The sequence below is a fragment of the Marinomonas polaris DSM 16579 genome, assembly GCF_900129155.1.
Lineage (GTDB): Bacteria > Pseudomonadota > Gammaproteobacteria > Pseudomonadales > Marinomonadaceae > Marinomonas > Marinomonas polaris.
This window is the reverse complement of record NZ_FQVF01000019.1, coordinates 72,129-94,924: the sequence shown is the minus strand read 5'-3', so window position 1 is coordinate 94,924 and position 22,796 is coordinate 72,129. Positions and strand designations below refer to the sequence as shown.

20 protein-coding genes are annotated in these 22,796 nt (G+C 44.4%); 15 read left to right on the top strand and 5 right to left on the bottom strand.

The genetic code is table 11. The features are described 5' to 3' along the window. Positions 1 to 2: 2 nt before the first annotated feature. The 4 genes from BUA59_RS18365 to BUA59_RS18350 all read left to right on the top strand — a co-directional run bounded on the left by BUA59_RS18365 (position 3) and on the right by BUA59_RS18350 (position 3,824). On the top strand, positions 3 to 473 hold the full coding sequence (locus tag BUA59_RS18365) for a DUF1249 domain-containing protein (protein ID WP_232617158.1): 471 nt from the start codon (positions 3 to 5) through the stop codon (positions 471 to 473). A gap of 50 nt (positions 474 to 523) precedes the next feature. Then, a complete protein-coding gene (locus BUA59_RS18360; protein ID WP_072841123.1) occupies positions 524 to 1,105 on the top strand; it encodes a YqiA/YcfP family alpha/beta fold hydrolase in 582 nt (193 codons plus the stop codon). 132 nt (positions 1,106 to 1,237) lie between these two features. Continuing rightward, positions 1,238 to 3,136 (top strand): DNA topoisomerase IV subunit B, encoded by a 1,899-nt coding sequence (gene parE / locus BUA59_RS18355; RefSeq protein ID WP_072841122.1) that lies wholly within the window; start codon positions 1,238 to 1,240, stop codon positions 3,134 to 3,136. A 73-nt stretch (positions 3,137 to 3,209) separates the two neighbouring features. After that, positions 3,210 to 3,824, top strand: a complete 615-nt coding sequence (locus tag BUA59_RS18350) for a UPF0149 family protein (RefSeq protein ID WP_072841121.1) — start codon at positions 3,210 to 3,212, stop codon at positions 3,822 to 3,824. Between the two features lie 147 nt (positions 3,825 to 3,971). On the opposite strand, the gene BUA59_RS18345 is transcribed toward BUA59_RS18350, so the two are convergent. Beyond that, a complete protein-coding gene (locus BUA59_RS18345; protein WP_072841120.1) occupies positions 3,972 to 5,168 on the bottom strand; it encodes an amino acid aminotransferase in 1,197 nt (398 codons plus the stop codon). Positions 5,169 to 5,347: 179 nt separating this feature from the next. Between BUA59_RS18345 and BUA59_RS18340 the strand changes: the two genes are divergently transcribed. Continuing rightward, positions 5,348 to 6,532 carry a methyltransferase gene (locus BUA59_RS18340; RefSeq protein WP_072841119.1) on the top strand — a complete coding sequence of 395 codons (1,185 nt, stop codon included), beginning with the start codon at positions 5,348 to 5,350 and terminating at the stop codon, positions 6,530 to 6,532. 432 nt (positions 6,533 to 6,964) lie between these two features. Further along, a complete protein-coding gene (locus BUA59_RS18335) occupies positions 6,965 to 7,771 on the top strand; it encodes a siderophore-interacting protein (RefSeq protein WP_072841118.1) in 807 nt (268 codons plus the stop codon). A gap of 119 nt (positions 7,772 to 7,890) precedes the next feature. Here BUA59_RS18335 and BUA59_RS18330 read toward each other — a convergent pair whose 3' ends face one another. Next, a complete protein-coding gene (locus tag BUA59_RS18330) occupies positions 7,891 to 8,589 on the bottom strand; it encodes a pirin family protein (protein WP_072841117.1) in 699 nt (232 codons plus the stop codon). Between the two features lie 133 nt (positions 8,590 to 8,722). Here BUA59_RS18330 and BUA59_RS18325 point away from each other — a divergent pair, with 133 nt between their 5' ends. The 6 genes from BUA59_RS18325 to yjfF all read left to right on the top strand — a co-directional run bounded on the left by BUA59_RS18325 (position 8,723) and on the right by yjfF (position 15,677). Next, positions 8,723 to 9,643 carry a LysR family transcriptional regulator gene (locus BUA59_RS18325; protein WP_072841116.1) on the top strand — a complete coding sequence of 307 codons (921 nt, stop codon included), beginning with the start codon at positions 8,723 to 8,725 and terminating at the stop codon, positions 9,641 to 9,643. A gap of 152 nt (positions 9,644 to 9,795) precedes the next feature. After that, the gene (locus tag BUA59_RS18320; protein ID WP_072841115.1) at positions 9,796 to 10,743 is read left to right on the top strand and encodes an AEC family transporter; all 948 of its coding nucleotides are present in this window, start codon (positions 9,796 to 9,798) and stop codon (positions 10,741 to 10,743) included. Positions 10,744 to 10,958: 215 nt separating this feature from the next. After that, a complete protein-coding gene (locus BUA59_RS18315) occupies positions 10,959 to 11,945 on the top strand; it encodes an ABC transporter substrate-binding protein (protein WP_281251029.1) in 987 nt (328 codons plus the stop codon). 85 nt (positions 11,946 to 12,030) lie between these two features. Then, positions 12,031 to 13,590, top strand: coding sequence for a sugar ABC transporter ATP-binding protein (locus BUA59_RS18310; RefSeq protein WP_217653752.1), 1,560 nt, complete (start codon positions 12,031 to 12,033; stop codon positions 13,588 to 13,590). 63 nt (positions 13,591 to 13,653) lie between these two features. Next, positions 13,654 to 14,712, top strand: a complete 1,059-nt coding sequence (locus tag BUA59_RS18305) for an ABC transporter permease (protein WP_072841114.1) — start codon at positions 13,654 to 13,656, stop codon at positions 14,710 to 14,712. Beyond that, positions 14,709 to 15,677, top strand: a complete 969-nt coding sequence (gene yjfF, locus BUA59_RS18300; protein WP_012071200.1) for a galactofuranose ABC transporter, permease protein YjfF — start codon at positions 14,709 to 14,711, stop codon at positions 15,675 to 15,677. Before BUA59_RS18305 ends, yjfF begins: the two co-directional genes overlap by 4 nt. A 105-nt stretch (positions 15,678 to 15,782) precedes the next feature. Here yjfF and galU read toward each other — a convergent pair whose 3' ends face one another. Both galU and BUA59_RS18290 read right to left on the bottom strand, forming a co-directional pair. Continuing rightward, positions 15,783 to 16,619, bottom strand: coding sequence for a UTP--glucose-1-phosphate uridylyltransferase GalU (gene galU, locus BUA59_RS18295; protein ID WP_072841113.1), 837 nt, complete (start codon positions 16,617 to 16,619; stop codon positions 15,783 to 15,785). An 86-nt stretch (positions 16,620 to 16,705) separates the two neighbouring features. Further along, entirely contained in the window at positions 16,706 to 17,584 is an 879-nt protein-coding gene (locus BUA59_RS18290) for an ArgP/LysG family DNA-binding transcriptional regulator (RefSeq protein ID WP_072841112.1), read from the bottom strand. A gap of 143 nt (positions 17,585 to 17,727) precedes the next feature. Here BUA59_RS18290 and BUA59_RS18285 point away from each other — a divergent pair, with 143 nt between their 5' ends. Beyond that, the gene (locus tag BUA59_RS18285) at positions 17,728 to 18,336 is read left to right on the top strand and encodes a LysE/ArgO family amino acid transporter (RefSeq protein ID WP_084122533.1); all 609 of its coding nucleotides are present in this window, start codon (positions 17,728 to 17,730) and stop codon (positions 18,334 to 18,336) included. Between the two features lie 73 nt (positions 18,337 to 18,409). Here the strand turns inward: BUA59_RS18285 and BUA59_RS18280 are convergent, their stop codons facing one another. Beyond that, positions 18,410 to 19,696 carry an MFS transporter gene (locus tag BUA59_RS18280; protein ID WP_072841111.1) on the bottom strand — a complete coding sequence of 429 codons (1,287 nt, stop codon included), beginning with the start codon at positions 19,694 to 19,696 and terminating at the stop codon, positions 18,410 to 18,412. Between the two features lie 282 nt (positions 19,697 to 19,978). Between BUA59_RS18280 and BUA59_RS18275 the strand changes: the two genes are divergently transcribed. Both BUA59_RS18275 and BUA59_RS18270 read left to right on the top strand, forming a co-directional pair. Then, a complete protein-coding gene (locus BUA59_RS18275) occupies positions 19,979 to 21,466 on the top strand; it encodes an aldehyde dehydrogenase (protein WP_072841144.1) in 1,488 nt (495 codons plus the stop codon). Positions 21,467 to 21,511: 45 nt separating this feature from the next. Then, positions 21,512 to 22,795, top strand: coding sequence for an NAD(P)/FAD-dependent oxidoreductase (locus BUA59_RS18270; protein WP_072841110.1), 1,284 nt, complete (start codon positions 21,512 to 21,514; stop codon positions 22,793 to 22,795). Position 22,796: the final 1 nt, after the last annotated feature.

Sequence of the window (22,796 nt, the reverse complement as noted above, 5' to 3'; positions counted from 1 at the left end):
CTATGAAGACACAGAAAACATCGAAACAATATGTACCAGATTTGGTGAGTTTACAGCTGCTCGGCGAGTTGAATTACCGTCGTTTAGGTAAACTCATGCGCGGTCAAGAAGAGATGGATTCTTGGAACTTTTCTGTTCATAGTGCAGGCGACCAAGAGAGTCGTTTATGTTTGACGCTTGGCAAAGAAAGTCGTTTCACCTCTGAAATTGCATTAGAGTTTGGCCCTGAAATCCCTAAGAAACTACTATTCAAGACAACACTATCTATGACGGTGCGCTTGTATCATGATGTTGGTATTGCTGAGATTACTGATGGTCATAGACAATACAGTGGTACATACCCATATCCAAATGATGCGATGCTGCATCGAGACGAGAAATTTCGTTTAAACCAACAACTGGCTGATTTATTAGAGCTGTGTTTGAAGCATGGTCATAGATTGAATAACACCTTGTCTTTTCAGTTTGCCTGATCCTGACTTTAGCCTTCATAACTTAACCTAAGTAAAAAGACGAGATCCCTTTGACTGCTCTACTGTATATTCATGGTTTTAATAGCTCGGAACGTTCCCATAAGGCGACTGTGTTAGGGGATGCTGCGAAAAAAATGGGCTTGAGAGATGCTGTTATTTCTCCACGTTTGTCTTGGCAACCAGCGCAAGCTATTAAACAGTTGGAAGCGATAATTGAAGCCAATCAGCATCAGGGCATTACGTTAATCGGTAGTTCTCTTGGTGGATTTTATGCCGCGTATCTTGCCGAAAAATATCGTTTGAAGGCTATTTTGGTGAATCCTGCGGTGCAGGCTCCCGTATTGTTGCAAGATTTTCTGGGGCTACAGCTTAACCCTTATACCAATGAAGAATACGAATTAACTCAAGTGCACATGGTAGAGCTTGAGCAATTGGTAGTTACAGAACCGACAGCGGATTTGTATTGGCTGATGATTCAAGAAGGTGATGAAGTACTGGACTATAAAGAAGCGCTTAAAGCTTTTCCCAAAACAGCACGACTTACTCGCGAAGAAAAAGGCGATCATAGTTTTATTGAATTTGAACGGTTTTCTACAGAAATCCTTCGTTTTGCTGAAATATTAACCGAGTAAGCTACTGCTTTTGTTGGACTATTTCACACTAAGTAAAACCAGTGATAGACTCTAGCCAATCTAATTTACACTCGCACGCGCTGTAGTATTTTGACACTATGACGCACGATCAACTTGGAAGTAAAAACACGCATGTCTGCAAAAGAATATAACGCCGGATCGATAGAAGTTCTTAGTGGCTTAGAACCTGTACAAAAACGCCCAGGAATGTATACGGACACCTCACGGCCTAACCATCTAGGACAAGAAGTTATCGATAACTCCGTCGATGAAGCCTTGGCCGGTCATGCAGATCGTATTGAAGTCATCTTATACAAAGACGGTTCATTGAGCGTAGAAGATAATGGTCGAGGCATGCCAGTCGATATTCACCCAGAAGAGGGAATATCGGGTGTTGAGTTGATCCTGACTAAGCTTCACGCTGGTGGTAAATTCTCTGGTGATAACTACCAGTTCTCTGGTGGTTTGCACGGTGTCGGTGTATCGGTTGTTAACGCCTTATCTACTTCCTTAGAAGTCTGGGTAAGACGTAATGGCATCCAGTACCACATTGGTTTTGAAAATGGTTTTAAAACCTCAGAACTAAAAGAAGTCGGCACCGTCGGTAAGAAAAACACCGGTACTAAAGTAAAATTCACTGCCGACACCAAATATTTCGATAGCCCTAAGTTTTCTCTATCTCGTTTAAAACATTTATTGAAAGCCAAAGCGGTACTTTGTTCAGGTCTTCATGTTGTTTTTATTGATCAAAGTGGCAGCGAAGAAGCTCGTGAAGAATGGTTTTATCAGGATGGCTTGAAAGATTACTTGGCGCAGGCCAATGACGGTTTTGTGTTGCTACCAGATGAGCCTTTCATTGGTGGTTTGACGGAAAAGACACAAGGTGTTGATTGGGCGGTGCAGTGGTTGCCAGAAGGCGGCGAGTTGGTGACAGAAAGTTATGTCAACTTGATTCCGACTGCGCAGGGTGGTACTCACGTTAACGGTTTACGAACTGGTTTGTTAGAAGCCATGCGTGAGTTTTGTGATTTCCATAGCCTGTTACCGCGAGGCATTAAGTTAACTGCGGAAGACGTTTGGGATCGTTGCAGCTACGTATTGTCGGCCAAAATTCAAGAACCACAATTTTCAGGACAAACCAAAGAGCGTTTATCGTCTCGTCAAATCGTTGCGTTTATTTCCGCGACGGTAAAAGACTCATTTAGCCTTTGGTTGAACTCACATGTTGAAGACGGTAAAAAAATCGCCGACATTGTGATTAATAGCGCGCAAAAACGTCTAAAAGACAGTAAAAAAGTTGTGCGTAAACGAGTTACCCAAGGCCCAGCATTGCCGGGTAAATTGGCGGACTGTTCTGGACAAGATTCCTCTCGAAGCGAACTTTTCCTCGTGGAAGGGGACTCTGCGGGTGGTTCTGCTAAACAAGCCCGAGAGAAAGACTTCCAAGCTATTTTGCCACTACGCGGTAAAATCTTAAATACTTGGGAAGTCGATTCTAACCAAGTTCTTGCCTCCCAAGAAATTCATGATATGTCCGTAGCGATTGGTGTCGATCCTGGTGAAGACGATCTAAGTGGTCTACGTTACGGAAAAATCTGTATTCTGGCCGATGCCGACTCGGATGGGTTGCATATCGCAACGCTGATTTGCGCCTTGTTTGTGCGTCACTTTCCGGCCTTGGTCAACGGCGGTCATGTATTTGTTGCTATGCCGCCTTTGTATCGAATCGACATTGGTAAAGAAGTTTACTACGCTCTAGATGACGAAGAAAAAGACATCACCTTGCACAAGATTGCTGCTGAAAACAAACGTGGTACGCCAAACGTACAACGGTTCAAAGGCTTGGGTGAGATGAATCCATCACAACTACGCGAAACCACCATGGCGCCAGACACGCGCCGCTTAATCCAGCTAACCATGGAAGATAAGCCGGATACTGATGAGCTTCTAGACAAACTGTTGTCGAAAAAACGCGCAGGGGATCGTAAAAACTGGCTAGAAACCTACGGTAACTTGGCGATCGTTGATTGATAGAACAACGGCTATCGCTTTTGCCCAAGCAAGCTAAAATATATGTATAGCTCAACTAAATGGAAACGAATGAATGTCTGAAGAAAAAGACGATGATGTCATCAGCGAAGAAGTCCTTTACGAAAAAATAGATCACTATTTATTGACATTCGGGACAGATCGCTCACTGATGTGTGTGTCGGAGTTAGATGGCTTTTTAACGGCGTTGGGTTGCTCTGTGCAAGAGTTAGAACCAGATGTTTGGCTAAACGCTATTTGGGGCGCGGACGAAGATCAACCTGTTTGGGAATCAACCGAACAAGAGGATGAGTTTCTTAGCCTTGTGCTTATCATGTATATGGAAACCATGAACAGCTTGTTGTTTGGGGATTTTTATCCAGTGTATCTAGAGCAAGAAGTTGATGGTGAATACACTTTATTAGTTGAAGAATGGTGTGTTGGCTTTATTCGTGGCGCCAAACTGATCGGTTTAGGGATCGGTGGTGATCGAGAGTTTTTCGATGAAGTCCTAGCGCCAGTGCGTTTATTTGGTACTGAAGCGGGTTGGGACAAGCTTGAAACTATGGTGACGGCAGAGGTTACTTTCTGGAGAGAAACCTTAGAGCCTTCGATATTGCGCTTGGTGCAGCATTATCACCCTGAAATGCAAACCGGTACAAAAAACAAAGAAACTCGCGTACTGCATTAAGTTTTTCATCACTTAGGCAAATTGCTTTATTAGGTCCGTTTTATCTAAAAGCCGCAACAAAAAACCGTGATCTGGTTAGATCACGGTTTTTTGTTTTAGAGCTTTGTTTTAAAAGCAATGATGTTTAAAAAGAGAGATCCTTTTAAATTAACCAACAACTTTTGCAATGCTTTCGCACAAATAATCGATGTTATTATCACTCACACCGGCAATGCTCATACGGCCAGTGTCGGCAATGTAAATCGCGTATTCGCTGCGCAATGTACGAACTTGTTCTAGTGTCAAACCAGAGTAAGAGAACATGCCACGCTGATCCTTGATGAAGCTAAAGTCTTTGCTCACGCCAGACGCAGCCAATTTAGCTACTAGCTTTTCACGCAAACCGTTAATACGATCACGCATAGCAGCAACTTCTAAAATCCACTCAGCTTTTAGTTCTGGGTTGCTCATGATGGTATAAACTACTGCCGCACCGTGAGCAGGTGGCATAGAGTAGTTCGCACGAATAGCTTGACCAATAATAGAGAATGCAGCATTTGCTTCATCAGCAGACGCAGCAATAACGCTCAAACCACCACAACGTTCACGGTAAATGCCGAAGTTTTTCGAGAAAGAGTTCGCGATCAACATATCTTGAACATTGGCAGCCATATAACGCAAGCCAGCTAAATCTTCATCTAAACCGTCGCCAAAACCTTGGTATGCCGCATCGACCAATGGCAACAAACCGCGTTTGTTAACGAAATCGGTTAGGACTTTCCAGTGATCGAATTGCAAGTCGATACCTGTTGGGTTGTGGCAGCAAGCATGAAGCAACAACACATCGCCTTCTTTTACTTCGGCTTCTAACTTCGCCATCATGTCATCAAAACGTAGGCCATTTGTCGCTGGATCGTAATATGGGTAGTCTTTTACTTCTACGCCAGCAGAGTCAAAAATAGACTTGTGGTTACCCCAAGTTGGATCACTTACCCAAAGGCGAGCACCTTTTAAGTTTGCGCTGATAAAATCCGCTGCAACTTTTAATGCGCCTGTACCGCCAGGTGTTTGTGTAGAGCGAATACGACCAGAAGTGATCAGTTCATTGCCATCGCCTAAAATCAAATCTTTGATAATGGCTTCAAACTCGGTAGCACCGTAAATACCTAGATAGCTTTTAGAGTCTTCTTGTTCAAGCAAAATAGATTCGGCTTTTTTTACCGTATTTAAAATCGGTGTATGGCCATTATCGTCTTTATAAACACCCACACCCAAATCGATTTTTTTCGGATTTGGATCTTGTTTGTGAGCCATAATAAGAGCTAAAAGAGGGTCGCCTGAAACGGCTTTAAGATGCTTGAACATGATAGTTACGGGGTCCTTATTTTATGTCACAGGAAAATCGCTGTGAATATAATCGTTGCGTGAATAGCCTCTTCATTTTGCCGTTTTTATGACAAAATACAATGCAAGCGAGAGGGAAATTTCCTCAATACTGTAAAGAAAAAAAGACACCTAGTTTTTCCTCCCCGACGAGCCAGTTTATGACCTCTTTCCAAAAGCGTTTTCAATCACTTGATACTTGGCTAAAAACGCATACTCAACTCTGGCAATTTGATACCTTTGCTCGGCTTGATAACCCTTGGAAAAATACCTATCCAGAGTTATCGGCTCTTTTAGAGCAAGATAGTTTAGAAAAAGAAAACGAGATTTTCTACGCGGAAGTGTTTCGACTCTGCCCAGACCTACAATCCTCGCTTAACTTTTCAAAGCCTGATTTACTTGCTCAATCACCGCAGCGAACACTTACTAATAATGTGCCAAATTATGTCTCAGCAGGAATAAAGGGCCGTAAATGGTCTCAAATCCAAGCCTTTGTAGCACACACACCAAAAGCCAATAGCTATGTGGAATGGTGCGCGGGAAAAGGCCACTTGGGCAAATTATTAGCCTTTCAAGATAACAAACCAATCCACAGCCTCGAATGGCAAAAGACGTTGTGCGTAGTGGGTGAACAAGAAGCCAAGCGACTAAAACTACCGCAAACCTTCACTCATGCTGATGTGCTAAAAGGCGAAGGGCGACCCGCGTTAGCAAACGCTCACTGTGCCGTTGCGCTCCATGCCTGTGGAGATTTACATCGTGAACTGATCGAACAGGCTGTTGCCTCGAACACTGCAATACTATGTATTTCCCCTTGCTGTTATCATCTGACGCAAGCAAACTACTATCTGCCATTATCACAAACTGCCCAACAATCGGCACTGACTCTGCGCCAAGCCGACCTTAAACTTGCCGTCAAAGAAGTCGCCACCGCTGGTGCACGTGAACAACGCCTTAAAAAGCTCGAACTGACTTATCGACTTGGCTTTGATGCATGGCAAAGAATTGCTCGTCGGCAAGATGACTACCTTCAAGTTCCCTCCATTCAAAAAGCACTACTTAACCAAGGCTTCATTGCTTTTTGCCATTGGGCCGCCGAGCAAAAAAGTCTAACGGGCTTAATCGCCAAAACCCCTTTTGAAAACTTCGAAAGCGTCGGAGAAGCTCGCTATCAACAAATTCAAAAACTCGAATCCATCAGCCAACTTTTTCGCCCTGCACTGGAATACTGGCTCGTCCTCGACCGCGCCATGTACCTAGAAGAAAACGGCTATCAAGTCGAGATAGGAAAATTCTGTGAGAAAAGCCTAACCCCAAGGAACTGGATGATCAGGGCGGTGCGTTGAGCAAATAAGTAGGTGGAGAAGGGCTTAACCGCATTTAACCCTTAAGCTGCGTGTTCACCGCCGAACAGGCGGTTTAGGTTTATGTTATTAGATGGACTGATGCTTTGACGAGCCATGATTGTTTTCTCTTGGTGTATATTTGCATCAAAAATACACCAAGAGAAGATGTGTTTGGCAATCCTCTAAAAACTGTTTGGTTTTGTTTGGTGCTTCGCTGAAAAGCCACAAGGCTTCATGGATATAAAAAATTGTGCGACATGAGAACTCTGCGGAACTTAAGCTCTGATTTCCTTTATTTATTGATAAAGGTTATCATTCGTATTTGTTTGATTTGTACCTTCTGATGCTTTTCTTTTGATTAGCATTTTAGGCATAGGTACTTTTCGTACTTTATAAGCGAGTTTAGTTCCTAGAATAGACAGAGGATGCATAGTGTCAATATTAAAGCATGAGCGTATTCAGGTACCCTTAAAGCAGCGTGTTGCGAGGGTTATTAAGTTAAAAGACTTGTCATCGACATTACGACGAGTAACTTTGCAAGGAGAGGATTTTCAGGGTTTTGGTTTTCATCCGTTAGCACCAGAAGCCCATGTTAAGCTTTTTTTTCCAAATGCGTCTGATGATGTACTTCGTATGCCGGAAGTATTGGATGATGGAAATGCGGACTGGCAAGGTGCGGCCGAAGGACGCTTTTCAGCATTTCGTGATTATACTATTCGTTCTTTTGATGCAGATTTGCTAACAGTCGATATTGATTTTGTTTTGCATGACGTCGGAGTTGGTGGGCCTTGGGCGAAACAGGCAAAAGTGGGTGATTTGTTGGGGATATTCGGACCAAGGTCTGTTAGGTTGCCGCCTCTTGATGCTTTGAAATATGTGTTTTTTGTTGATGAAACAAGTCTTCCTGCTTTAGCTCGTTGGTTAGAAATTTTGCCAGAGTCTGCTAATATTGATGCTTGGATAGAAGTGCATTCAGTGAGTAGCGAGATTTCTTTACCAGCGCATGTTGGCGCTAACTTACATTGGCTTCACCGCAACAATGAACAAGAAAACCATCCATATGGCCGTTTATTGCTTGATGCTTTAGATAATTTGCCGAGTGGTTGGGCATGTGAAAAAACTTGGGTATGGTCTGCAACGGAAGCGCATGCGATTGTTCAGTTGAGGCGCAAGCTGATGAATATAGATGTCCTTAATAAGGATCATTTGGATTTAGTTGCCTATTGGAAGCAATTTTAAAAAAAATCGTGAATCTCGCGACATTAAAAATGCCGCGTGATTCAACTTTTTTATTGAAGTTTAAACCCGTGGAAATATACGGGTTTAAACGTTTATACAATTCAATCACTCAAGTCCAATCAAACCAAGTCAAAAAGTAGTGCTTTAACGCGTTGCTCGCTTAGTCTTTCAAAGTTAATTTCAGACACGTCTTCAATTTTCGCGCCGTCGCCTGGGTGTACTGTGATACCGTCACTTAGCGATAGTTCGCCTTCGATCACGTGCACGTAGTAATGGCGATTGCTGTCGGCTTGCCATGTTGCTTGTTGTTCATCTTCTAGGATCAACTGGATAAGCTGCATGTCTTGCTTAACTTGCAATGTGCCATTCGCGCCGTCCGGTGTGATGACCGTGGTGAAGCCTTGTGCTTGGCTAAATTCTTTCTGTTGGTAGCCCGGTTCTCCACCTAGTTTATTTGGTTGAATCCAAATTTGTAGGAATTTCAGCATGTCTGTTTTAGAGGCATTGAATTCACTGTGGTAAATGCCTTTGCCTGCCGACATTAGTTGGTATTCGCCTGCTGGCAATTCTTTTATGTTGCCAGCGCTGTCTTTATGAGCGATTTTACCCTCTAGTACCAAGCTGATAATTTCCATGTCTTTGTGGCCATGAGTTTCAAAACCAGCACCCGGCGTGACTGTGTCATCATTGATGACGCGAAGGCTCGAAAAACCCATTTGCTGCGGATCGTAGTAGCTGCCAAAAGAAAACGTATGATTGCTGTCTAACCAACCAAAGTTTGCGTGTCCACGGTCTTGTGCGTTGCGAATAGTGATCATGGTATTTCTCCTATTAGTTACCGGAAGACAGAGTGGCTTGCGGTGTATGAAGTGAGTGTAGGCGTTGGTAAAAAGAAAGAAAACCGGAAGGTTTTGAGCTAGTATTTCAAAAAATTTGAATAAAGGTTGAGCTATGGCATACGCGGTCACATTGGAAGCATTACGGGTGTTGGAGGCGATTCATCAGTTGGGCAGTTTTGCGGCCGCAGCGGATGCTTTGTTCAAAGTACCATCAGCATTGACCTATACGGTTAAGAAGCTGGAAGACGATTTGGGTGTGGCTTTGTTTGATCGCTCACGACAAAAAGCCGTGTTAACACCTGCAGGGCATTTGGTGCTGGAGCAAGGTCGAGCCATTTTAGAAGCAGCTATGCGACTAGAAGATTCGATCAAGCAGTTCGAGTCAGGCTGGGAGCCAAAGCTAAGAATCGCCCGAGATACTGTGCTGTTAGAGTCGCCTTTGATGTCGGTGGTTGGAGATTTTTTATCGCAGAATCGACCAGTAGAATTGAGCTTATCTGAAGAAGCTGTCGGCGGAGGTTGGGATGCATTGCAAGACGATAGGGCGGATTTGGTTATTGGCGCGACGGGTGAGCTTCCTAAGGGGAATGTCCATATCCGAGCCATTGGTGAGATAGAGTTTGTGTTCGCCGTATCACCGACGCATCCGTTGGCGTTGACCGACGGGATGATTACCGCCGCGCAATTGCGTCAATATCCTTCTATTGTTGTGGCTGATAGTTCAAAAATTTTGCCAGCGCGTAGCAGTGGGATTTTTGAGAGTCGGCAAGTGCTTAGGGTCGATACCATGCGTAGTAAAATTCAAGCGCAATGTTTGGGGTTAGGCGTAGGGTATTTGCCTAAACATCGTATTGCTAATGAGTTAAGTTCTGGGCGTTTGGTGTTGCGTCAGTGTGAGTTGCCAAGGCCGAATCAGATGGCGTATTTGGCATGGCGTAAAGATGATCCGGGCAAAGGTTTGTCGTGGTTTGTGGAGCAATTGGCAATTCAGGATTGGCAGCTTTGTCATTCTCGCGAAGGAGGCTTTCGTTAAACGAATTCCGTCGATCTTGTAGGTCGTGCTTTAGCGCGTCAAGGTTTTTGGTTTGGTGTTATCGGGCTTTTGACGGCCTAAAGGCCGACCTACAGGTGATTACCTCGTGCTTTCGGGCAGGGGGCATTTGGGCTATTTTTTTAGGGGTATTTGTGTTCTCACTTTCTCTTTCTGTACTGCCGGTATTTTTGCTTTTAATGGCTGGCGCTGTTTGTCAGCGTTGGCGTTTTCCGATGGAAGGCTTTTGGTCTGGCGTTGATAAGTTGTCCTATTGGGTGCTGTTTCCTGCTTTGTTGTTTAGCAAAACTTCGCAGATCGATTTCAGCAATCCCATGTTGCCAAAGTATGCCTTTATTTTGTTGTTTGCTTTGTTCGTGACTGCTGTTTTTGTATTTGTCAGTACTTGGCTGATGAAGGTGGTTGCGCCGACGGCGTCGTCTATGTTGCAAGCGGGTGTGCGTTTTAACACCTTTGTTATGTTGGCGTTGGCGGGCAGTTTGTATGGTAATGATGGTTTGGTATTGGCGGCGTTGGGCGCATCGGTGTTGATTCCTTCTATTAATGTTTTTTTAGTGGTGTCCATGACTTTGATGCATGGGCCGTCTTCGACGGATAGTTCGTCTTCAACATCCTTACCACGTTTGCTAAGTGGAGCTTTGCTTCGCAATCCTTTGATTGTGTCGATCTTGCTTGGCAGTAGTTTGAATTTGCTAGGACTGACGCCGATTATTTTGGTCTCTGATGTGCTGGGTATGTTGTCTCAAGCTGCCTTGCCATTGGTGTTGTTGGCGGTTGGCGCTAGTGTGCGCTTTGAAACGATTCGTTCAGTAGGCATGACCTTTGTTATGTCTTCGCTCGCACGTTTTGTGGTGTTTCCTTTGGTGATTGGCTTAATGTGTTGGTGGCTGGATGTTCGGGGTTTGCCTGCCTTGGTCGCGGTGCTATTTGGCGTGGTACCGACCGCAACATCGGCTTATGCGTTGGCGCGTCAGTTAGGAGGTGATGCGGATAGGATGTCGGCTTATATTACGATGCAGACTTTGTTGTCTGTCGTTACTTTGCCGGTGAGTATTTGGTTGAGCCAGTTGTATTTGATGTAAATGCCATTTTTAATGGCTGAAAGGTGTCAATTTGTGGATAAAAAAGTCATGTTACGGTGTTCTTTCATATCAATATTGATATGAAGTTCGCTGTAACTTGCATTTGAAAGGTAAGTGTTAGGGATATATTGTGAATCTCAGGGTGTTGGCTTGTCTTTAATGACAGGCGTGTAGCGCTCAGAATAGATCACAACAAAAACAAAAAGGAATCTAGTATGCAATCTCTCTCCGTTCGTTCTTCGTTGCCATGGCTGGGTGCATTCAAACGCAAGGCTGTGTTGACAACTTTTTCTGTATTACTTCCTGTGTTGTCTGCTTCGGCTATGGCAGCAGATCTTACGATAGGTTTCTCGCAAATCGGCTCTGAAAGTGGCTGGCGAACGTCTGAAACCGAATCTATTAAAGCTGAGGCCGAACGCCGTGGCTACGATCTAAAATTCTCTGATGCACAACAAAAGCAAGAAAACCAAATTAAAGCTGTGCGTTCATTTATCGCGCAAGGTGTTGACGGTATTTTGCTAGCTCCTGTGGTGGAAACTGGCTGGGATCAAGTATTGAAAGAAGCGCAACGCGCTAAAATCCCTGTTGTGTTGATTGACCGTGGTGTAGCGGCAGATCCAAGTTTGTACTTAACTAAAGTGGCTTCTGACTTTAAAGAAGAAGGTTCATTAGCTGCATCTTGGTTGGCAGCAAAAACTAATGGTCGTTGTAACATTGTTGAGTTGCAAGGTTCGGTTGGTTCATCTGCTGCGATTGATCGTAAGACGGGCTTTGACTCTATCATCAGTAACTTTCCAAATATGACCATTATCCGTTCTCAGTCTGGTTCGTTTACTCGTGCTGGCGGTAAAGAAGTTATGGAAAGTTTCTTGAAAGCGGAAGGTGGTGCGAAGAATATTTGCGCACTGTTTGCTCACAATGATGACATGGCATTGGGCGCGATTCTAGCAATGAAAGAAGCTGGCGTGAAACCAACCAAAGACATTTTAGTGGTTTCTATCGATGCGGTTCCAGATATCTTTAAAGCTATGGCTGATGGCGAAGCGAACGCGACTATCGAGTTGAATCCTCATCTTGGTGGCCCAGCATTTGATGCGATTCTAGCGTCTAAAAAAGGTACTAAAGTCGACAAGTGGATCAAAGCAAATGGTCCATTGTACCTTCCTGATACAGCGGCTGCGGAATACGCGAAGCGTAAATAATTTAGCGACGTACCTAGGCGTTTTTGATGTCTAGGTACGTTTTGTTTTTGCTTATTTATGTTCGTCAAAATGGAGACTGCAGTTCATGTCGCATTTAGTCAAAGAAAACGTGCAAGTCAAAGACACCTTGATAGTTGAAGAGGTGCAAAGCGCTGTTCGTCCTTTATTAGAAATCAAAAATCTCTCTAAATCTTTTACCGGCGTTCAAGCTCTTAATGATGTGTCTTTACAGATTCAACAGGGCGAGATTCGCGCTTTGCTGGGCGAAAATGGTGCCGGTAAATCCACCCTAATTAAAGTACTGACCGGTGTGTATCCGCGAGACGGTGGTGAGATTCTATTAGATGGTAGCTTGATCAATGCGTCAGATAGTGGCCACGCTCAGCGTTTAGGCATCAGTACGGTTTATCAAGAAGTTAACCTTATTCCTACCATGTCCGTCATGGAAAACCTGACATTACAGCATCAAGAAAAAACCTTTGGTCTGATTAGCTGGAAGAAAGCTGAAATCCGCGCCAGAGAGTTACTAGCGCAAGTCGGTTTAGAGATAGATCCATTGCGCCAGTTAGACACTTATTCGATTGCGATTCAGCAATTAGTGGCGATTGCCCGTGCCTTAAGTACGCAGGCCAAAATGCTGATATTAGATGAGCCGACTGCCAGTTTAGACAGTGATGAAATCAAGCAGTTATTCGATTTGATGGAACGTTTGAAATCCGAAGGGTTAGGCATCATCTTTGTAACGCACTTTCTAGATCAGGTTTACAGTATTACCGATAGCATCACGGTGTTACGTAATGGCGAGTGCATTGGTACTTTTAAAACCGCCGAGCTGACTCGTTCCGATTTGGTCAGTCACATGGTAGGTAAATCCTTAGAGGATCTTGCCCCAACCGCTCATGACCATTCCATTAAACGAGAGCGTACTGAGCTTCTACAGTTAAATAATGTCGGCAAGCAACGCTATCTGCAGCCGTTAGATTTGAGCATCGCAGCGGGGGAAATTGTCGGTGTGGCGGGCTTGTTGGGCTCTGGTCGTACTGAGCTTTGTGAATTGGCTTATGGCTCGGTGAAGCCGGATCAAGGCGAAGTCACGCTTGGTAAGCATTCACTGACTAAATCGTCTTTGCGTCGTGCCATCCAAGTTGGCATGGGGTATTGCCCAGAAGACCGTAAACAAGACGGCATAGTGGCGGAATTGAGCGTCAGAGAGAACATGATCCTTGCGCTGCAAGCGAGCAAAGGTTGGTGGTCGCCGATTTCCATGGCAGAGCAGCAAAACTTAGTAGAAGAAATGATTCATCGTTTGGCGATAAAAACGCCTGATATGGACAAACCCATTGGCGAGTTAAGTGGGGGCAATCAGCAAAAAGTGATTCTTGCCCGTTGGTTGATTACGCATCCTGCCTTACTGATATTAGACGAGCCAACACGTGGCATTGATATCGGTGCTCACCATGAAATTATCCAGATCATTAAAGAGCTTTGTGAACAAGGCATGGGTCTATTAGTCGCATCTTCTGAGCTGGAAGAGTTGGTTATGTTTGCTCATCGGGTGGTAGTGATGAAAGACCATCATAAAGTCTCGGAGCTTCATGGTGATGAGGTTTCAGAGCAAGCGATATTACGCACGATTGCGAGTTAAAGCGCGATAGAAAGTCTCTCGATTAATCTCTTTTATAAGCAAATATTCAAAGTAGCCGTTTCTATGAAAAAGAATAATTTTCTGCATAAACATCAAAAAACACTCGCGCCCTTGTTGTCGCTGGTGCTGATCATTTTGGTCACCGCATCGATAACGCCTGGTTTTTTGAGTATTAAAATCGTTGACGGACATCTGTTTGGTAGCCTGTTGGATATTCTGCATCGCGCAACGCCAACTGCTTTGGTGGCATTGGGCATGGCGGTGGTAATCGGTACTCGCGGTATTGATTTATCGGTAGGCGCGGTGATTGCTATTTCTGGTGCGGTGACGGCCGTATTGACGGTGAATACTGACTTTCCTGTGTGGTTGGTTGTTTTATGTGCACTCGGCACTGGCGTAGTCTGTGGCTTGTGGAATGGCATCTTAGTGTCGGTGTTTAACATCCAGCCAATAGTCGCTACGTTAATTTTGATGGTGGCAGGTCGCGGTATCGCACAGATGATTACCGAAGGACAAATCGTCACTTTTCATTCTGATGTTTTGGATGCCATTGGTAATGGCTATTTCTTAGCATTCCCTATTCGTGTATGGATTGCGATAGGTATGATTGTACTGACTGTTCTAGTTATGCGAAAAACCGCGCTGGGGTTGTTTATTGAAGCGGTTGGCGCCAACGTGCGAGCCAGTCGTTTGGTTGGTATCGAAGCGCGCTTACTGGTGTTGTCTGCCTATGTTTTTTCGGGTTTTTGTGCGGCGATGAGCGGTATTATTCTCGCGGCGGACATTCGTGGCGCCGATGCTAATAACGCCGGATTATGGTTAGAACTGGATGCTATCTTAGCAGTGGTTTTAGCAGGTGCATCTTTAGCGGGCGGGCGTATTTATTTGTTACTGACGATTGTTGGTGTGCTGATTATTCAAACCCTAACCACCGCGATTCTCACTAGTGGTTTGCCAGCTCAATACAATTTGGTGGTGAAAGCGACCATCATCCTTGCGGTATTGTTGATTCAATCGCCTAAAACACGTCAATGGTTGTCAGGCTTCTTCTCGAAGAATAAGAATGCAGGCAAAAGCAGTGCTGGTGAAGCTAGTACTGATAAGAGGAGTGCAAAACCATGATTAACGAACGTAATTTGCCGATATTGGCAACCTTACTGGTTTTCATCATGCTGTACGGTTTTGGCATGTACCAATACCAAGGCTTTCGTGACACCTTGGTGTTTTCAAATTTATTAACTGATAACGCGTTTTTGATTATTACTGCTATTGGTATGACATTTGTTATCTTGTCTGGTGGTATCGATTTATCGGTTGGGTCAATGATCGCCTTTATCGGCGTGCTAATGGCGTATCTGATTTCCAATACGGGTATGCATCCTTTGTTTGCTATTGGTATTGCCTTGGTTGTTGGTGTTGCCTTTGGTGCCGCAATGGGAGTAATTATTGCATTTTTCGAGATTCAGGCATTTATCGTTACCTTAGCGGGGATGTTTTTGTTTCGAGGCTTGGCGTATTTAATCAACCTAGACGCGGTACCGATTGATCATCCTTTTATTGCTGGGCTATACGATATTTATGTTCCTTTGCCAGGACGTGGTGGTTTGACCTTTATTGCCATGGCTATGTTGGTATTGCTTGCGTTGGGGATTTTAATAGCCCGTCGAACGCGTTTTGGCATGAGCGTATATGCCTTGGGTGGAGACAGTCATTCTGCCGCCTTGTTGGGCGTACCCGTTAAAAAGACCATCATTAAAATATATGCGTTGAGCGGCTTTTACAGCGCCATGTCAGGAGTGATCTTTGCGATCTATACAGGTTCTGCGTATCCACTTGCAGCAGTTGGGGTGGAGTTAGATGCTATTGCTGCGGTAGTTATCGGCGGGACTTTGTTAACAGGCGGCGTGGGTTATGTGTTTGGTACTTTCTTGGGTGGAATGATCCAAGGCATTATCCAAACCTTAATCACGTTTGATGGCTCGCTAAACAGTTGGTGGACAAAACTCGCGGTTGGCGGTTTGTTACTGTTCTTTATCTTGCTACAAAAAGGCATTGTGGTCTGGGTGAAAAAGAGATCCGCCTCTTAGATTTTATTCATTGCTGATTTGCTTAATCAGACATAAAAAAACCAGTACTTTTGAAGTACTGGTTTTTTTGCTCTATGTTAGTGCAATTTTCTGTGGTACAGAAAATTACGCTTCGGTCGCATCTTTATAAATGTTCTTGTAGCAGAAGTTGGTTGCTTCAACGAAGCCGTCAACGCTACCACAGTCAAAACGTTTGCCTTTGAATTTATAAGCCAATACACAGCCTTCTTTTGCTTGTTGCAAGATAGCGTCGGTGATTTGAACTTCACCGTTACGGCCAGCTGGTGTATTGCGGATCTTGTCAAAAATATCGGGTGTTAAAATGTAACGACCGATGATAGCAAGATTCGATGGCGCTTCTTCTTTGGAAGGTTTTTCCACCATGTCGGTAACACGGTACAGGCCTTCCATCATGGATTCACCTTGGATCACACCGTACTTATGTACTTCGTCTTCTGGTACTTCTTCAATAGCAACAATGGTGCAACGGAACTGGTTATACAGTTTAACCATTTGTGCCATTACGCCATCGTCTTCGCCAAAGCAAAGGTCGTCTGCTAGTACCACACCAAAAGCTTCATCACCAATAAGTGGCTCGCCAGTCAAAATGGCATGGCCTAGACCTAACATGTTGTTTTGACGAGTAAAAGAGAAGTTAACGTTGTCGATTAAGTAACGAATCTCATCTAGGTATTTTTCTTTGTTGGTGCCGGCAATTTGATGCTCAAGCTCGTAGCTGATATCGAAATGGTCAGCAATAGCACGTTTACCACGACCCGTTACAAAAGTAACATTGTCCAAACCCGCTTTGACCGCTTCTTCTACGCCATATTGAACCAAAGGCTTGTTTACAATCGGAAGCATTTCTTTTGGCATGGACTTAGTGGCAGGCAAAAAACGTGTGCCATAACCAGCAACAGGGAATAGACATTTGCGAATCATAATTTTTCCTTAAAAATGGCTTTGTGCTTTGTTAAGTGGCTGTCTAAGAAATACGACATAGCCAGCCTGTTTCGGCGACGCACTCATTATAGTGCATCTCGTGTGACACTTTTTATCACCTTAGTTAACCGATCCAGTACAGGTGAATTAAGTTTGTACCAATGCCAATAAAGAGGCAAGGCCAGCCGCTTGTTTGGCAGCAAGGATACCAGTTTCTTGCTTTTTATTTTCTGTTTAATTTGAATACTAGGTACTAAAGCACAGACTGTGCCACCCATTACTAACTCAACAAAGCCATGGGAGGATGGATACCAATGGCTGTGGCTAATATCGGTTTTCACCTCTAAGCATTCATTCTGATAACGCGCCCATAGTTCATCATGTTCGTCATAAATCAAAGATGGGGATTTTAGAACAGCTTCAGCGCTAAGGTCACCTTTTAAATGCTCTTTAATAAAGCTTGGTGTTGCAACCAGTTCGTAATACATATTGCCAAGAAATATTGAATCCCCACCAGACACTGGGGTACCAATTTGACTAATACAAGCGACCACTTCACCTGTCTGTAATAAGGCGCGAGTTTTAGCTTGGTCGGCGGCTTTAATATGTAGCTTGGTGGAATCTGTTGCAGAAAACTGGCTGACCACCTCGGTAAACCAAGTAGCGAGCGTATCGTTGTTCACCGCAATGCTGATTGGTTGAGTCGTCTGATTGCCTTGAATGGTTTCTTGTAAGCCTTCTTCGAGCATGGTGACCTTGTTGAAATGCGCCAGAAGTTGTTCACCAAGCGGTGTAGCAACCACTGGTCTTGCGCGAATAAGCAAAGGGCGACCGCATTCTTGCTCCAAACGTTTGATATTTTGTGACACTGCGGATTGCGTTAGATGCAGATATTCTGCCGCTTTGTCAAAACTTTGGAATTTCAAAACAGCATGGAGAGAGGATAGCGCTTTATAATCCATCATAATTTTATCTAATATAACTTTAGTTTAATTAATTTTAATTTAGTGCCTGCTTTGCGTAAGATCAAGCCACTTTTTAGAAGACACGTTTTAAAAGGTACTTTTTAGACGAAATTTTTTAGGCAATAGATAAATTGGAGAAGATTGTGCTGGCATTTGTGAGTGGAGCTATTACGGGCGGCGGTTTGATTGTCGCGGTTGGCGCACAGAACAGCTTTTTATTAGAGCAAGCCTTGAAGCGACATTATGCGTTTCCGATTGCCTTGTTGTTTATTTTGAGCGATGCCATTTCTATTGCGCTTGGTGCGTTTGGCTTAGGGTTAATCTTGCAAAGTCATGATTGGTTATTATCGGCATCCCGTTGGGCGGGGGTGATTTTTTTGGTGTGGTTTGCCTTAGGTAAGTGGCGAGCGTCTTTCCAAGAAGAGCATTTAATTTTACAGCAATACAGTAAGCGTCTCGCTTTATGGCCGCTGGTGATGATGGGCTTTGCGGTGACTTGGCTTAATCCACATTTCTACTTGGATACTATGATCTTAATGGGAAGCTTAGCAAACCAATGGCAAGGAGCAAAATGGGAGTTTGTTTTTGGTGGTGTGTGTGCGTCGGTGCTGTGGTTTTTGTCTTTGGCTTTAGTCGGAAAGCTTTGTGCTAAGTGGTTAGAAAAAGCGTCTTTCTGGCGTTGGTTTAATCGCATTAACGCGATTTTGATTTGGAGTATTGCACTTAAAATCGCCACACAACCCTTGTCTTAATAGAGCAAGCATTGTGTGGTTGTTTTTGAGTATTAGTTATTTTGAGCGTTAGTTATTTTGAGAGCTTAGCTGGTTAAAGCTTGATTTCCACCTCGTGGCTTTTCTCTTCTACCGTTGTGTTAGAAGAGTCAGCCTCGACAAGCATTTCTGCGGTTGCGACAGAAGATACTGTAAGGGCAACAGGGATTTGATCCCCTTGCTCTTCGATGATCATAGCTGGCTTGCGGTTGATACGATACAGCGCAACTAGTGCAACCGTCATATTAAGACTAGCGACAAACCAGAATAAGGCGTTTATTTGCAGCGTATCCATTAATGCCGCAGCTATTAGAGGCCCTAACATCCCGCCAATACCGTTCAGCAATATCATGCCACTACTAGCAGAGAGGATTTGCTCGGGGCGTAATTGGTCATTCATATGAGAAGAGGCAAGTGAATACATAGGGAAGGTAAACGCCCCCACCGCAAACATACCAATCATCATTAGTATTTGGCTATTTATGCCGCCACCTAGCGGTACAATAAAGGCCGCTAATGCGCCGACAACACCGACCCAAAGTATGGTTACACGACGGTCTTGGCGATCAGAAAGTTTACCTATTGGCCATTGCAGCAGCATCCCGCCAACATAACTTGCACCGATGAAAATCGAAATTTCAGCAATATTTAATCCGATGGTTTTGGCATAGAGCGCGCCTAGCCCCAATAACGCCCCCGAGGTTGCCCCAGCTATGGTGACACCCGTAACACCAAGAGGTGCGGTTTTAATCAAACCAAGAATGTTGAGTTTTTCTGGTACGTTGATGGTAGGTGATGGTGTACGAACCAACAATAGTGGTACTACGGCTAAGGAAATTAATACCGAAGTTAAGATGAACAAACCATAACCGCTAGGAGATGATAGATTCAATAAGAGCTGACTGATGGTTTGGCTTGCCCAGATTTCGATAATATAAATCGAAAATAAACGGCCGCGAGTTTTGTTGGTCGCGATGTCGTTTAACCAGCTTTCTGTCACAATAAATAGACCTGCGTAACATAAGCCCGTGCCCATCCGCATTAACATCCAGAACCATGGGTTAACCACAACGGATTGCATCAAAATGGTAATAGAAGCCAAAGATGCCACAGCTGCAAAAACTCGAATGTGACCCACGTTCTTAACCCAGTTTGGTACCAAAAGGGAACCAAGAATAAAGCCAAGATAGTAGGCGGACATAATCAAACCTGTCGCCGTCGTATTGAACCCCTCGATAGAGGCTCGAATACCGATCAATGAGCTTTGCAAGGCGCTTGCCATGGTGAGAACGGCAATACCTATGAGCAGACTCCAGATTGGAAACAGGGTTTGCTTTAACATTTAGTGTCCTTTTGGGATTTCTATAGTAAACATAAAATTCATAATGGGTCGGGTTGATCATTATTTCGGCTGACTATACCGAATGAGTCTCTTATTGCAATCATAAGCCCCGTATTCTTAGGCTAAACTTTATCATAGCCCATAAATTGTGACGGTACGGATTGCGACATGGCAATATCTTATGCAAATCACATACCTCCTAAGGGATATGGTGTTTTATTATCCTGCTCAGTTAGTTTAGAAGACAAAGAGAAAAATGAACCATTTAAGAAAGGACATAAAATGAAAACCTATCAAGAATGGCAAGCGTTACGAGCCACCATTAAGGTGCCATATAACGCTTACATCAATGGACAATTTGTCGCTGCGCAAAGCGGCGATACATTCGATTGTATCAATCCAACCGATGAATCCTTACTTGCCAAGGTCGCTAGCTGCGACAGCGCCGACGTTGATCTGGCTGTGGCTGCTGCAAAACAAACCTTCAAAAGTGGTATTTGGTCGGAATTAGCACCAGGCAAGCGCAAACGTATTTTGCATAAATGGGCCGATTTGTTGGAACAGCATCAAGATGAGCTAGCCTTGATTGATACCCTCGACATGGGTAAATCGATTTCCGAGATGGTCGGCATTGATGTGCCAGATTCACTTGATTGCTTGCGCTGGTCGGCCGAATGCATCGATAAGCTGTATGGCGAAATTGCCCCAACAAATCCACAGAACCTTGCCTTAATTAGCCGTGAACCACTTGGCGTGGTTGCCATTATTACACCGTGGAATTACCCGCTGATGATGGTGATGTGGAAAATTGCACCTGCACTTGCTGCAGGTAATAGCGTCATTTTGAAACCTTCTGAAAAATCACCATTAAGTGCGTTACGCATTGCGCAATTAGCGACTGAAGCTGGCATGCCTGATGGTGTGTTTAATGTGCTGCCAGGGTTTGGTCATACGGCGGGCAAGGCGCTGGCTTTACATTATGATATTGGCACCTTGGCGTTTACTGGCTCTAGCCGTGTGGCTGGGATGTTGATGCAGTACGCAGGTCAATCCAACATGAAGCGAGTTTGGCTGGAAGCGGGTGGCAAATCGCCTTGTTTAGTGTTTGATGACTGCAAAGACATAAAAGCCGCAGCAAAAGGCGCCGCAACGGCTATTTTCACCAACCAAGGGGAAGTCTGTATTGCTTGCTCACGTTTGTATTTGCACAGCAGTATCAAAGAAGAATTTATGGTCGAGCTACTAAAAGCAGCGCGTGAATATGTGCCAGCAGATCCACTTGATCCAGCGACGAAAATGGGGCCAATGGTAGACAAAGCTCAGTTTGATAATGTGTCTGGTTTTATTCAAAGTGCCATTGATGACGGAGCAACGCTAGAGCTTGGCGGTGTGCCTGAGTATCAGCAAGGCAAAGGCTTCTTTATGAATCCGACGATTTTCTCTGATGCCGATCACTCTATGCGTTTCGTGCAGGAAGAAATTTTTGGTCCTGTGTTGGCGGTGATGACTTTTGAAACCGAAGACGAAGCCATTGAGCTTGCCAACGATTCTAAATATGGCTTGGGTGCGGCGATTTGGACTAATGATTTGTCTCGCGCGCATCGTGTTAGTCGCAAACTTGAATCTGGCATGGTGTGGGTAAATACCTGGGGCGATGGCGATACCACGGTACCGTTTGGCGGCGTGAAAGCGTCGGGCAATGGCCGTGATAAATCTTGGCATGCGCTCGAAAAATACACTGAAATCAAAAACACTTGGATACGCCTTTAATCATAATGGTTAAAGATTAATGCTTTCGAAAGGAGTACCTAGTTTATGCCTTCACCAAGTCATGTGAACTCGTATTACGCAGATTCTGCCAACGATAAGGTGTTGCGCCCTAAATTAACGGGTGAGCAACGTTTTGATGTTTGTGTGATTGGCGCTGGATTTACGGGTATTTCGACCGCGTTGAGTTTGGCCGAAAGGGGCCACAAAGTGGTGGTTTTAGAAGGTACTCGAATTGGCTTTGGTGCTTCTGGTCGTAATGGCGGTCAGATAGTAAATAGCTTCAACCGAGATATTGACTACATTACCGCGCAATACGGTGACGTCATTGGCGAAAAAATGGCGGCGATGGCGTTTTCGGGTCAAGCCTTGATTCGTCAACGCGTGGCTAAATACAGCATAGATTGCGACTTGAAAACGGGCAATATTTTCGCTGCTTGCAACCCTAAACAGTTTGAATCGCTAAAAGCGAAAAAAGCCCTTTGGGAAGCACATGGACACGAAGGCCTGACGCTATTGTCCGCGTCTTCTATTCAAGATCATATTGGCTCTGAACGTTATGCGGGTGGCTTGCTAGACATTCATGGTGGTCATATTCAGCCCTTGAATTTGGTCTTGGGTCAGGCGCGGGCGTTCGAGTCTTTAGGTGGTGTGATTTATGAGGATTCAAAGGTTATTCGGATCGAGCAAGGCAAGCCTGCCAAAGTAATCACGGAAAATGGTTCGATTGTCGCGGATACTGTTGTTGTGGCAGGAAATGCCTACGTGTTTGGTTTGATTCCAGAAGTAGAGAAAAAAGCCATGCCTTGTGGCACTCAGGTAATTGCTACTGAACCGCTTTCTAAGGATTTACAAAAGCAGTTATTGCCTACGGATCATTGTGTGGAAGACGGTAATTATTTATTGGATTATTACCGATTATCTGGCGATGGACGTTTGATTTACGGCGGTGGTACAACCTATGGTGCTCGTGAACCGGAAAAAATCGAATCGATTATTGGCCGTAAAATGCTTAAAACTTATCCTATGTTGAAAGACGTTAAGATTGATTTTGCTTGGACGGGAAATTTCTTATTAACCATGATGCGTATGCCGCAAGTGGGGAAAATTGGAGATAACCTGTATTACGCGCAAGGTTATTCGGGCCATGGTGTAACGAACTCTCATTTAATGGGCGAGATTTTGGCAGACGCTATCGAAGGTGATGTTTCGCGCTATGAGGTGTTTGCCAGCATGCCGCAATACCAATTTCCAGGTGGCCGTTTATTGCGTGTGCCTTATACAGCGATGGGCGCTGCTTATTATAGTCTGCGAGATAAGTTAGGCATTTAAT